The organism is Tenacibaculum skagerrakense (assembly GCF_004345825.1).
Taxonomy (GTDB): Bacteria; Bacteroidota; Bacteroidia; order Flavobacteriales; family Flavobacteriaceae; genus Polaribacter; species Polaribacter skagerrakensis.
Map to the genome: position 1 here is coordinate 99,634 of NZ_SLXM01000003.1, position 13,228 is coordinate 112,861.

9 protein-coding genes are annotated in these 13,228 nt (G+C 31.3%); 4 read left to right on the forward strand and 5 right to left on the reverse strand.

Features of this window, described 5'->3' with window-relative positions:
- Positions 1-38: 38 nt before the first annotated feature.
- The gene (locus EV195_RS06540; RefSeq protein WP_132794131.1) at positions 39-3,158 is read right to left on the reverse strand and encodes an endonuclease; all 3,120 of its coding nucleotides are present in this window, start codon (positions 3,156-3,158) and stop codon (positions 39-41) included.
- A 197-nt stretch (positions 3,159-3,355) separates the two neighbouring features.
- On the opposite strand from EV195_RS06540, the gene pheT reads away from it, so the two are divergent.
- The 3 genes from pheT to EV195_RS06555 are packed head-to-tail and all read left to right on the forward strand — an operon-like array spanning position 3,356 to position 7,488.
- Positions 3,356-5,782, forward strand: a complete 2,427-nt coding sequence (gene pheT / locus EV195_RS06545) for a phenylalanine--tRNA ligase subunit beta (RefSeq protein WP_132794133.1) — start codon at positions 3,356-3,358, stop codon at positions 5,780-5,782.
- A gap of 41 nt (positions 5,783-5,823) precedes the next feature.
- A complete protein-coding gene (locus tag EV195_RS06550) occupies positions 5,824-6,858 on the forward strand; it encodes a quinone-dependent dihydroorotate dehydrogenase (protein WP_132794134.1) in 1,035 nt (344 codons plus the stop codon).
- A 3-nt stretch (positions 6,859-6,861) separates the two neighbouring features.
- The gene (locus tag EV195_RS06555) at positions 6,862-7,488 is read left to right on the forward strand and encodes a LysE family translocator (protein WP_132794135.1); all 627 of its coding nucleotides are present in this window, start codon (positions 6,862-6,864) and stop codon (positions 7,486-7,488) included.
- Here the strand turns inward: EV195_RS06555 and EV195_RS06560 are convergent, their stop codons facing one another.
- Both EV195_RS06560 and EV195_RS06565 read right to left on the reverse strand, forming a co-directional pair.
- Entirely contained in the window at positions 7,489-8,016 is a 528-nt protein-coding gene (locus tag EV195_RS06560; protein WP_132794136.1) for a YfiT family bacillithiol transferase, read from the reverse strand.
- A 1-nt stretch (position 8,017) separates the two neighbouring features.
- On the reverse strand, positions 8,018-8,698 hold the full coding sequence (locus EV195_RS06565) for a tetratricopeptide repeat protein (RefSeq protein ID WP_132794137.1): 681 nt from the start codon (positions 8,696-8,698) through the stop codon (positions 8,018-8,020).
- A gap of 222 nt (positions 8,699-8,920) precedes the next feature.
- Between EV195_RS06565 and lon the strand changes: the two genes are divergently transcribed.
- Positions 8,921-11,377: an endopeptidase La gene (gene lon / locus EV195_RS06570; RefSeq protein WP_132794138.1), complete on the forward strand. Its 2,457-nt coding sequence runs from the start codon at positions 8,921-8,923 to the stop codon at positions 11,375-11,377.
- 33 nt (positions 11,378-11,410) lie between these two features.
- Here lon and EV195_RS06575 read toward each other — a convergent pair whose 3' ends face one another.
- Positions 11,411-12,139 (reverse strand): SDR family NAD(P)-dependent oxidoreductase, encoded by a 729-nt coding sequence (locus EV195_RS06575; RefSeq protein WP_165915696.1) that lies wholly within the window; start codon positions 12,137-12,139, stop codon positions 11,411-11,413.
- Complete coding sequence (locus EV195_RS06580; protein ID WP_132794140.1) at positions 12,132-13,223, reverse strand: glycosyltransferase family 4 protein; 1,092 nt, start codon at positions 13,221-13,223, stop codon at positions 12,132-12,134. The genes EV195_RS06575 and EV195_RS06580 overlap by 8 nt, the downstream gene beginning before the upstream one ends.
- Positions 13,224-13,228 lie beyond the last annotated feature (5 nt).

The following is a 13,228-nucleotide window of genomic DNA, read 5'->3' on the forward strand; positions in this document are numbered from 1 at the left end:
GATATCTTCCGAGTTTTTTATTTATAAAGCTTGCAAACTTATTTCTTTATAAACTTTTGAGTCATTCTTTCTTCTCCATCATTAATTTCTAGTAAATACACTCCAGTTTTAAGTGTACCTACGTTAATGTGATTTTCTTCTAGGTTTCCAGTTGTTATAACTTGTCCTAAAATAGAAGTAATGGTATATGTTACGTTCTCAACGTTTCTATCTTGTAATTGAATAGTAATAAAATTACCTGCCACTGGGTTAGGATACATTTTAAAGTCACCTTCAAAAGCATCAAACTCATCAGTGTTTACGTAATTTAATTCTGTTAAAGTAGTTGCAGCTATTGCATTTGTAGATCTTGCTGCAGTACCAGAAGTACCTGTAATGGTAACCTGATCTATATAAATATAATCGCTATTATTCGAAGCATCTGCTTGTAATCTAAATTGTGCGTTAGAAGCAAAATTATAATCAGCTTTATTTAAAGTAACTGTTGCATTGTAAAAAGTACTGTTATTAAAATTAGTTCCGCTAGCCCAAACAGCTACAGTTTGCCAAGTACTTCCATCATAGTAACGTAACCAGAAATCTTCTCCAGTTTCCATGCTATAGGCATAGAAATAGAAATCAACTTCTACGGTATCATAAGTAGTTAAATCATAAGTTTCAGAAGTCATAGCTGATCCCGTTCCTGAATTATCTCTTAAACGAATAGAAAAAGATCCTTCAAAAGAACGAGTTCCAGAATATCTGTCAACATCACTACCACCATCAGTCCAATTATCCCATCCTGATTCAAAATAAGATTCAGATAAAACTACTGGTCCCGTTGGGTTAGTTCCACCATTATTAAGATTACCTAACCCACTAAAAGTATCAACACTTAAAACATCCCATTCAGAAGTTGTGTAAGTAGCGTTAGGAGAAGTTATAGTAGATTTTCTCTGTAATGTTACATCTTGAGCAAAATTAGCACTACTGCTAGGATTTCCTATTAAATCTAATAAAACTCCGTTTTTAAATAAACCGATAGCATCATTACCGTTAAAAGTAGTAATACTTGCTTCAGTGATGTTAGCTACATTTATAATGGCAGCAGTTGCATTAGAATTCGCCACTACATAAACATCACCGTTAGCTAATTGTCCACTTAAATTTAGAACACTTGTAAAACTTCCAGAACCATTAGTTGCTTTTCTTAAAGAATATTCTGATAAATCTACCGTAGCTCCAGATAAGTTTGCAATTTCAATAGCTTTATTGTTTGACGATCCTTCAACATATTCAGAAATAATTAAATCTCCATTTGTTGATGGTTCAGGTAATGTAGTTACACTAACTGTATTACTAGAGTTTGAAACATTTCCAGCTTCATCAAAAGCCTTAACAGAGAAGTTATAACCAGTATTTGCTGTTAAATTAGTTACTGAGTAACTTGTTGTTGTTACAGTTGCAATTTTAGTACTTCCTTGGTATACATCGTATCCAGATACAGCAACGTTATCAGTAGAAGCACTCCAAGCTAAATCCGTAGATGTTTGAGTAGTGTTAGAAGAAATTAATCCAGATGGAGTAGATGGAGCAGTTGTATCCGCTACAGCAGTATCCATTGTATGAGTTCCTAAATCAGAAAAAGTGTCTATCGTAAATGTATCCCATTCAGAAGTTACATAACTACTATTTGGAGCAGTTATTGAAGACTTTCTCCTCAAAGTAACATCTTGTGCAAAAGTTGCACTGCTACTTTGATTTCCTACCAAGTCAATTAAAACGCCATTTTTAAATAAACCTATGGCATCATTTCCATTAAAGGTAGTTACACTATTTTCGGTAATATTTGCAACACTAGTAATAGCAGCAGAAGCACTTGTATTAGCAATTATATATACTTGTCCGTTTGCTAATTGACCACTTAAATTTAAAATACTTGAAAAACTACCTGAACCATTTGTAGCTTTTCTTAAAGAATAAGAAGATAAATCAACCGAAGCTCCAGTAAAATTAGCAATTTCAATAGCTTTATTGTAAGAAGATCCTTCTACATATTCAGAGATTAATAAGTCTGAAGCATTTCCGTTTCCAGATCCTCCGCCAGATTGTGTAGTTGCTGAAACAGTATTACTATTTCCAGAAGTATTTCCAGCGGCATCATATGCTCTTACAAAAAAAGAATACGTAACTCCAGAGCTTAAGGCAGTTACTGTGTAGTTAGTATTTTGTGTAGTTGCAATTTGAGTTCCGTTTCTAAAAATAGTATACCCAGAAACAGCGATATTATCTGTTGATGCAGACCACGATAAATCAACAGTACTCTGTGTTACACTAGAAGCAACTAATCCGGTTGGAGTAGTAGGAGCTTGTGTGTCGTTTCCACCAGTATTACCGAATAAATCTTCAGCTTGCGGACCACCCCAAATTTGAGTAGCAAATGCTGGGTTATCGATAAACGGATTTCTATTTCCTTGTTCAACTTGTAAAATCGGATTACGTTGTTTTTCTAAATCAGATACAGGATCTTCTGCATTCCATTGTAAGAATAAGTCAATCATATTTGTATCAGTAGGTACAGAACTACCAACCCCAACATTGGTAGGTAAAGTTCTACTTCCGTAGCGCAAGTACATGTACATCATCATTCTGGCAACATCACCTTTCCATTCATCACCAGGATACCAGTATCCTTCTGGCGTAATGTAAGAAGCAACTCCGCTACCAGCTGCGAATTTTCTATTATTCCTTGAGGAATTTCTAGAACCATCACAAGGTCGTAAACTGTGTGCGTCTGAACCTGGACCTGAAGTTCCCAAATCAGGATTCCCTAAAGATTTAGGATATACATGTTCTCTGTTCCAGTCTCCAGAGTTTCCTCCATTTTGATCTCTTCCTCTTGTTCTATCATTTGTGATATCAGAGTCCGAATCATTCCAACCATAAATTAAGATAACTCTAGAAGAGTTGGTCGGGTCTAAATCTGTTTGCTTTAAAGCATCCCACACACCTGGAGTATAGCTTAAAAAAATATTGTGTGTAGAAATAATTTTGGTAGCTAGTTCGTCTTTCAATGCCGAACCGTTTAAGCTTAAATTTACATCGTTATAGTACGACGGAATTTGAGCTTCTACCGATAGCGAGAGTATCAGTAGGAGTAAGGGTAGTAATTTTCTCATTTTTTATTTTGTTAAAACCAAGCAAATTTCATTAGTTTATGTTAACAAAATATTAACAAAACATTATGAATTAATAAGTTATTAACATACTTATTATCAATTAAGTCTAAAATTAAGAGTAAAGTTATATATCGCTAAAATTGTCTATTATTTCTATATAAAAGTGTAAATTTGCAAGCCAAAAGAGAAAAAACAACATGAAGATATCGTATAACTGGTTACAACAATTTTTACAATTAGATTGGTCTCCTGAAAAAACAGGAGAATTATTAACTGATCTTGGGTTAGAAGTTGAAGGTATTGAGTTAAAGGAAAGTATTAAGGGAAGTTTAGAGGGAGTTGTAGTAGGAGAAGTTTTAACATGTAAAAAACACCCTAACGCAGATAAATTAAAAGTTACCACTGTTAACTTAGGAAAAGGTGAACCTGTTCAGATTGTTTGTGGTGCGCCAAATGTAGATGCTGGTCAGAAAGTTCCTGTTGCTACTATTGGAACAATGTTATATGATGAAAAAGGGGAAGGTTTCAAAATAAAGAAAGGTAAAATTCGTGGAGAGGAAAGTCACGGAATGATTTGTGCCGAAGATGAACTTGGTTTAGGAAGCAGTCATGATGGAATTTTGATTTTAAGCGAAGATTTAGTTCCTGGTACTCCTTGTGCTCAAGTTTTTAATATAGAAACGGATCATGTTTTTGAAATTGGTTTAACACCAAACCGTGCGGATGCTATGAGTCACTATGGTGTTGCTCGTGATTTAAGAGCTGGTTTAATGCAAAAAGATGTAAATCTTGAATTAATATCACCTTCTGTTTCTGATTTTCATGTTGATGAGAGAAGACTTAAGATTGATATTGAGGTTGAAAATAAAGAATTAGTTCCTAGATATTGTGGTATTACTATTACTGATGTAGAAGTAAAAGATTCACCAGAATGGATTCAAAATAGGTTAAAGGCAATTGGTATTACACCTAAGAACAATATTGTAGACATTACAAATTATGTGTTACATGAATTAGGTCAGCCTTTACATGCTTTTGATGCATCTAAAATTAGAGGAAATAAAGTAGTTGTTAAAACATTAGAAGAAGGAACTAAGTTTATCACATTAGATGAAGTTGAAAGAGAATTATCTTCTGAGGACATTATGATTTGTGATGCTGAAGGTAATCCTTTGTGTATTGGAGGTGTTTTTGGTGGTTTAAAATCAGGAGTTACAGAAAATACTACCACTGTATTCTTAGAAAGCGCCTATTTTAATCCAGTTGCTATTCGTAAAACAGCAAAACGTCATGGGTTAAACACCGATGCTTCTTTCCGTTTCGAAAGAGGAATTGATATCAATCAAACAAAGTATGCATTGAAAAGAGCTGCTTTGTTAATTGAAGAATATGCAGGAGGAAAATTATCTTCAGATATCTTAGATTTCTTCCCAGAAAAGGTAAATGACTTTGAAGTGTTTTTATCTTTTGATAGTGTTTATAGATTAATCGGTCAAGAGATTCCTAAAGAAACTATCAAGAAGATTTTAGCTTCTTTAGAAATCAAAATTAATAGTGTTACGGAAGCCGGTTTAGGTCTAGTAATTCCATCTTATAGAGTTGATGTTCAAAGAGAAGCTGATATTATTGAAGAGATTTTAAGAGTCTATGGATATAACAATATCGAGTTTTCTCATAAGTTAAATGCGTCAATTTCATTTGATAACGATATACAAGTAAAAGTTGAAAACACTATTGCTAATCAGTTAGTAGCAGTTGGATTCAACGAAACGATGTCAAATTCTTTAACTAAAGAAGATTATATTGAATTATCGGAGGATTTAAATGAAAACTTTAATGTAGAAATGTTGAATCCTTTAAGTAGCGATTTAAAAGTCATGAGACAATCGTTACTTTTTAGTGGATTAGAAAGCATAGCATATAACATTAATAGAAAAAACAACAGTTTAAAGTTTTTTGAATTTGGTAAAACATATCACAAATATGAAAGTGGATATGAAGAGCAAAAGCATTTAACGTTATTTGTTACAGGAAATAGAGTAAAAGATACTTGGACTTTAGAGAATAAACCATCTGATTTCTTTTATTTAAAAGGAGTGTTAACTAGCTTATTTGAAAGAATCGGTTTAGCTAACTTTAAAACTACTCCGGTTAAATCTGACTTATTCTCTGAAGGGTTAACGTTGAGTTTAGGAAAAACTAAGTTGGTAGATTTTGGTGTAGTAAAAAGAGCTATTTTAAAAGAATTTTCTATTAAACAAGAAGTTGTTTTTGCTGATATTAAATGGGATGTTATTTTACCGTTGGTTGGAAATAAAAAAATTAAAGTAAGTGATTTGGCAAAATTCCCAGTTGTAAAAAGAGATTTAGCTTTATTGTTAGATGAGAAAGTTGAGTTTAAAGACTTATATAACTTAGCTTTTCAAGCTGAACGTAAATTGTTAAAAGAAGTAGATTTGTTTGATGTTTATGAAGGAAAAAATCTACCTGAAGGTAAAAAATCTTATGCAGTAAGTTTTGTGTTACAAGATGAAGATAAAACACTTAACGATAAGCAGATAGATAAAATAATGCAAAAATTACAGCAAACATTCGAAAAGAATGTTGGCGCAGAATTAAGATAATATAAGCTCCTTTTGGGAGCTTTTTTTATAAAATAAAAGTAATGTACAAATTAATCATACGTCCGATATTTTTTCTTTTTGATCCTGAAAAAATCCACTATTTTACTTTTTCATTGATAAAAGTTTTATCTAAAATACCTTTTGTAAGTTCAATTTTTAGAAGTTTATATCAGTTGAATAACAAGAAGTTAGAGCGTAATTTATTCGGGTTAACATTTAAAAATCCGGTTGGGTTAGCAGCAGGCTTTGATAAGAATGCAGTTTTATATAATGAATTAGCTGATTTCGGTTTTGGCTTTATTGAAATTGGTACTGTAACACCAGAAGGCCAAGAAGGAAATCCTAAAAAGCGTTTATTTAGATTAAAAGATGATAAAGGAATTATCAATAGAATGGGGTTTAATAATGAAGGTTTACAAGCAGCAATAACGCAATTAAAAAAGAATAAAGGTAAGGTAATTATTGGAGGTAATATTGGTAAAAACACTGCTACAAAACCTGAGAATTATACAGCAGATTATACACAATGTTTTGAAGAATTACATCCTTATGTAGATTATTTTGTGCTAAATGTAAGTTGTCCAAATGTTTCAAGTCATGCAAAGCTAGAGGATGCAGATTATTTAAAGGAGTTAATTACAGAAGTCCAAAAAATTAACAACTTAAAATCAGTACAGAAACCAATTTTATTAAAAATCGCTCCAGATTTAAACACAAATCAACTAGACGAAATCATCGAACTAGTTGCAGCAACTAAAATTGATGGAATTATAGCTTCTAATACATCAGTAGATAGAACAGGTTTAAAAGCTTCCGAAGATAGATTAAAAGAAATTGGAAATGGAGGTTTAAGTGGTCAACCAATCAAAGAGAAGAGTACGAAGGTAATAAAATATTTAGCGGATAATTCTAATAAAGCTTTTCCAATTATTGGAGTAGGAGGTATACATTCTGAAAAAGATGCGCTAGAAAAGATCGATGCTGGGGCTGATTTAGTTCAAATCTATACTGGTTTTATTTATGAAGGACCTTCTTTAGTGAAGAGAATCAATAAAGCAATTTTAAAAAGAAGTTAATTCATGTTTGAAACATTAATCTCTTTTGCATTAACAACAGCTGCATTAGCTATTTCACCAGGTCCAGATAATATTTTTGTACTTACACAAAGTATAGTAAATGGCAAAAAGTTTGGTATTGCAACTGTTTTAGGATTAATAACTGGCTGTATTATTCATACAACATTAATTGCTTTTGGTGTTTCTGAAGTAATAAAAGCCAACGAAAATATTTTCTTTATTATAAAGCTATTTGGAGCGGGGTACTTATTATATCTAGCTTATATGGTTTATAAAAGTGACGCTAAAATTGCTTTTTCAACCGAAAATATAGAAAAGAAGACAACGTTTCAATTATTTAAAACTGGTTTTTGGATGAATATTTTAAATCCAAAAGTTACCATTTTCTTTTTAGCATTTTTTCCACAGTTTTTATTTTCTATAACTACATCGACAGTTATACAGTTTTATGTTTTAGGAGGAATTTTTATGTTGGTTTCATTTATAATATTTTCTCTAATAGCAATTTTGGCAGGTTCTATATCAGAGTTAATTAAAAAGAATCAGAACGTAGGAGTCTATTTGAAATGGTTACAGATTATAGTTTTTGTTGGAATAGCTATTTTTATTCTTTTACCAGATTCAAAATAGCTACCAACCCATCTTTTTAATTAAATTCTCAATATGTGCATAATGGTGATTACAATGCCATGCATAAATTCCAATATTTTCTTTTAAGGTTACTTTTTCATTACCATCAGGATGAATGAAATATTTTTCTAAATCTTCATTTGATAATAATCGTAAAAAATATACCCACTTGGCATGCAAAGCTTTTAAGGTATTTATAGATAAATATATTGGACCTTCTTTAGTATCAGAAAGCTCAGCCCATCGATCTTCATAATAGGCTTTAATAACAGGTTTATCCTCTGTTAAAGTCCATTTAAATCGAGTGTAAGAATTATGATGACTATCTGAACAATGATGTACAACCTGTCTAATTGTCCATCCACCATCTCTATAAGGCGTATCTAATTGTTGTTCAGTAAGATTATTTACAAGCTTTTCTAATCTAGTTGGAAATTCTTCTATAGTTACAATCCAACTTTTAATATTCTCTTTTTTAATTTCGGAAGGAATTACAACTTTACCAATAGGATATTTTAAATGTTCCATGCTATTTCTCGTCCGTAAGTTTTTTCAAGTTTCTCATAGAACTTCTGTTTTCAGGATTAATACTTAGCGCTTTCTTATAGCTATCGATAGCTTTAATAGTATCATTACTTTTAAGATAAGCATCACCTAAACTATCAAAGGTATTAGAACTGGTTGGATATAACTCTGTATTTATTTTGAAAACATTGATGGCTTTTTCAATTTCATCATTGTTAAGATATCGATATCCTGTTCTGTTTAAATTTCGCTCTTTAATTATAGGATTTAAACTATCTCTTTCTTGAATTTCCTTATATCCGTTTAAAGCAAGCTCATAGTTGTTGTCTTCTAAATATTCACTAGGAGTTTTTTCTCCTTTTTTTAACTTTAAAAAAGTGAATTTTTCACCTTTATGTTCCCTTTTTTCAGCTAAAACTATTTTATGTTTTTTTGTGTTAAAAATTAATTTTTCATTTAATTCTCTTACATAAAATATGCTGTCATTTACTTTCAATGGCTTTAAATCAGAATTTCTCCAATTTAAATATAACTCTTTATCTTTAAATACAACCTCAATAACTTCATCTGCGTTGAAAAAGTAACGACCAGATGCATTGCTTATAAACTCATCGGTATTTTTTTTTGAAGTACAATTTAGTAAGAATAGTGCACAGCAAATGCTGAATAATAGTTTGGTTTTCATAGTAGTATTAAAAAGTAATAAAAATAAGACGAATCTAATAAAGATATGTTACATCGTAATTACTTAAAATTTAGTAGTTGGCATAACTATTGACTTACATACATTGAATTAAGAGTGTAATAATTACTAACTTGTTGTTTTTCAATGTTTTTATAAATTAACACTTCTTTTTTATTTTAATAAAGAAAGCTATATAATGTCATATTGACAGATAATTAAGATATGAGTAGATCTAAAGTAATACATCTAGACAACTTGTCTTTACAAGATATGTTAAATGAAGATTCTGAATTAATCCCTTTATTAACGCCTGAGGATGAGGAAATTATTAATAATGAGGATGTTCCTAATGAATTACCAATTCTTCCTTTAAGAAATACAGTGTTATTTCCAGGAGTAGTAATACCAATTACTGCAGGAAGAGATAAATCGATACAATTAATTAAAGATGCTAATAAAGGAAGTAAAATTCTTGGAGTTGTAGCACAACGTAATAGTGAGGTTGAAGATCCAACCTTAGACGATATTTATCATACTGGAGTTGTAGCCCAAATTTTACGAGTTTTAACTATGCCTGATGGTAATACTACTGTTATTATTCAGGGGAAAAAGCGTTTTGAAATTGAGGAGCTTATACAAGAAGAACCGTATTTAAAAGCTAGAGTTTCAGAAGCAATTGAAGAACGTACGATAGACGATCAAAAAGAATTTGATGCAATTATTGAGTCTATTAAAGAATTGGCTTTGGATGTTATCAAAGAGAATCCAATGTTACCTTCAGAAGCGTCTTTTGCTATCAAAAACATTCAATCAAACTCATTTTTAGTCAACTTTATTTCTTCTAATATGGATTTAAGTGTTGGGCAGAAACAGGTTTTATTAGAAAAAGATAATCTAAAGGAAAGAGCGCTTTTAACACTTAAAAACTTAGATAGAGAGTTACAAAAGCTTCAGTTACGTAATGATATTCAATCTAAAACCAGATCTGATTTAGATAAACAACAGAGAGAATATTATTTACACCAACAATTAAAAACCATTCAAGAAGAACTTGGTGGGGTATCTCATGATCAGGAGCTTGAAGAAATGAAAGCTCAGGCTAAAAAGAAAAAATGGACGAAAGAGGTAGGAGAGACATTTGAGAAGGAGCTGAATAGATTAAAAAGAATGAATCCTCAAATGGCAGAGTATGGTGTACAACGTAACTATTTAGAATTATTATTAGAATTGCCATGGAACGAATACTCAGAAGATAAATTCGATCTTAAAAAGGCACAAAAAATATTAGACAGAGATCATTTTGGATTAGAAAAAGTTAAACAGCGTATTATCGAGCATTTAGCGGTATTAAAGTTGAGAGGTGATATGAAATCTCCTATAATCTGTTTATACGGTCCTCCAGGTGTTGGAAAAACATCGTTAGGTAAATCAGTAGCAGAGGCTTTAGGCAGAAAGTATGTTAGAATGTCATTAGGAGGTTTACGTGATGAAGCAGAAATTAGAGGACATAGAAAAACATACATAGGAGCTATGCCAGGTCGATTAATCCAGAATATTAAAAAAGCAGGAACTTCTAATCCTGTATTTGTATTAGATGAAATAGATAAGTTAAGTCAGAGTCATCAAGGAGATCCGTCATCAGCAATGCTAGAGGTATTAGATCCTGAGCAAAATACGGAGTTTTACGATAATTACTTAGAAGTTGGTTATGACCTTTCTAAAGTGTTATTTATAGCAACAGCTAATAATATTAATCAAATTCCATGGGCATTAAGAGATCGTATGGAAATAATTAATGTTACTGGATATACGATTGAAGAAAAGGTAGAAATTGCCAAAAAGTATTTAATACCAAAACAATTAAAAGAGCATGGACTAAAAGATGAACACTTAAAGTTAGGAAAAGCTCAAATAGAAAAGATTGTTGAAGGATATACTAGAGAATCGGGAGTTCGTGGTTTAGAAAAGCAAGTAGCTAAAGTAGTCCGTTTTGCTGCTAAATCTATCGCAATGGAAGATGAGTATAACGTTACGCTAACTAATGAAGATATAGAGACTATTTTGGGTCCAGCAAGGTTAGAGCGTGATAAGTATGAAAATAATGACACTGCTGGTGTTGTTACTGGTTTAGCGTGGACAAGTGTTGGTGGAGATATATTATTTATAGAATCAATTTTATCTAAAGGAAAAGGAAATCTTTCTATTACAGGTAATTTAGGTACTGTAATGAAAGAGTCTTCTACGATTGCAATGAAGTATATCAAATCTAATGCTGAGTTGTTTGGAATCAACCCAGAAATAATTGATAATTATGATGTACATATTCATGTTCCTGAAGGTGCTACACCTAAAGATGGACCTAGTGCAGGAATTACAATGTTGACTTCTTTAGTCTCAGTTTTTACCCAACGAAAAGTAAAAAATAAATTAGCAATGACTGGTGAAATTACGTTACGAGGAAAAGTATTACCAGTTGGCGGAATAAAAGAGAAAATATTAGCAGCAAAAAGAGCTAATATCAAAGAAATTATTTTGTGTGCTGAGAATAAAAGAGATATTGACGAAATTAAAGAAAGTTATTTAAAAGGATTGAAATTCCATTATGTGACTGAAATGAGTGAAGTAATTGATATCGCACTTACAAAGCAAAAAGTAAAGAATGCTAAGAAATTAGATTAATAGAGAGCCTCACATTTGTGAGGCTTTTTTATTTTACGAATCTCTTAAATCTATAGTTTTTCCGTTTTTTAATTTGCTTTTAGTATCTAAATCAAAAATACGGAGTGCTACAAATTCGGGTGTGTATAATTCTTTGTTTTCCTTTAAATCGATAAAACGCTGCACATTTTTAAAGTCGGAAACAGAAGTGTTACGTATTTGAGTTTGCATATTAGTATCAACAACTCCAGGACGAATTCCATAAGCTTTTACACCGTTTTTTAATTCACTTTGTTCTTGTGCTATGGTTGCTGTCATCATGTCAATAGCAGCTTTTGAACTACAATAAACGCTCCAACCACTATATGGTTTAGTTGCTGCTCCCGATGAAATAGAAATTATTTGTTTTTTACAATCTGTTTCTGAAAGTTTATCAATAAATAAACCAGATAAGACTAAAGGGATAGTTGTGTTTAATAAAATTGATTGATGAATATCATCAGATGGAATGGTTTCTAAATTACCAATTTTTCCTAGCCTTCCAGCATTATTAACTAACGTTATTGATGCAGGATTTAATTCTTTAATTTCTTCTAAAAGTTTAGTAAAGCTATTAGTTGCAGACTTAATATCGGATAAATCAATAGCTATTTCTTTTAGGTTTTTATTTTCTGTAATTGATCGAGAAAGAGTAAAAACTATATACTTTTCTTCGGCATACTTATTAGCCAATGCAAATCCTATTCCTTTACTTCCTCCTGTTATAATTACAATATTACTCACTAAGTAGTTTTTTATACAAATCTAATGTTTCGTTTACAGTTCTTTCAATGCTATACACATTTAAGATTCTGTTTTTAGCATTTTTACCCATTTGTTTACACAATACTGAATCATTAGCTAATTTTGAAATTGCTTTTCCAATTGCTTTAGAATCTTTTAAAGGAACTACAATACCAGAGTTTTCATCAATAAGTTCTGTGCATCCACCAGCATTGGTCATAATAATAGGTTTACCTATACTCATGGCTTCACTAATTGCTCTTCCAAAACCTTCACTTAAAGAAGTTTGAACATACATATCACAACCGGCAAGTAAATTAGGAACATCATTTCGTTTTCCTAAAACATGAATACGATTACTAATCTTACTATTTTTTCTGATACTATCTATGTGTGGAGCGTCTGTATTTTCTCCTATTAACACATAATGAATTTCTTTTTCAGAATCTAAAAAATTAGAAGATTCTAAGAAATACCTAGTTCCTTTTACTTTTCTATGATTTCCTATAGAACACACAACAACAGCATCTTCTGGAATTCCAATTTGTGTGTAATCAAAGGATTTTACGTCAGAAAACCACTCAGAACTATATCCTTTAAAGATGCGAATAGCTTTTTGTTTATGTTTGCCGAAAAGTTGCTTTTTTACATGGTTGTAAACAAAATTACTATTACCAATAATTGCATCAATCCTAGGGTTTAAATAGGTCAAATAAGAACTTGGATCGTACCAGTGTAAACTTACAGAACCAAAGTAAATAACTGTTTTAACTTCAGGGTGTTTACGTAATGCTATTAATCCACTTCTAGCAGCTTTTCCGCTAATAAAATGGACTAGATCAATAGTATGTTGAATTATTAATTCTGAAAAGGCTTCTTGATATTCAGCATCTATTTTTTTCTTAGGATATACATCTAAAAATGTAGCATTTGGGTTTTGTGAAGAAATAAACTCACGAACATCATCTGTAATTGGACCAATTAAGTAAATATGTACACCTTTTTCTTTAAGACCAAGAAATAAAGCAACTTGAGCAATTTGGGTGTTTAAATTACCACCACCTAAAACAAACAGTACATTCATGTTAT

Bases quoted from the DNA above. Each gene is read 5' to 3' on its own strand.
- EV195_RS06540 (WP_132794131.1), bottom strand. From the start codon at position 3,158: ATGAGAAAATTACTACCCTTACTCCTACTGATACTCTCGCTATCGGTA.
- pheT (WP_132794133.1), top strand. From the start codon at position 3,356: ATGAAGATATCGTATAACTGGTTACAACAATTTTTACAATTAGATTGG.
- EV195_RS06550 (WP_132794134.1), top strand. From the start codon at position 5,824: ATGTACAAATTAATCATACGTCCGATATTTTTTCTTTTTGATCCTGAA.
- EV195_RS06555 (WP_132794135.1), top strand. From the start codon at position 6,862: ATGTTTGAAACATTAATCTCTTTTGCATTAACAACAGCTGCATTAGCT.
- EV195_RS06560 (WP_132794136.1), bottom strand. From the start codon at position 8,016: ATGGAACATTTAAAATATCCTATTGGTAAAGTTGTAATTCCTTCCGAA.
- EV195_RS06565 (WP_132794137.1), bottom strand. From the start codon at position 8,698: ATGAAAACCAAACTATTATTCAGCATTTGCTGTGCACTATTCTTACTA.
- lon (WP_132794138.1), top strand. From the start codon at position 8,921: ATGAGTAGATCTAAAGTAATACATCTAGACAACTTGTCTTTACAAGAT.
- EV195_RS06580 (WP_132794140.1), bottom strand. From the start codon at position 13,223: ATGAATGTACTGTTTGTTTTAGGTGGTGGTAATTTAAACACCCAAATT.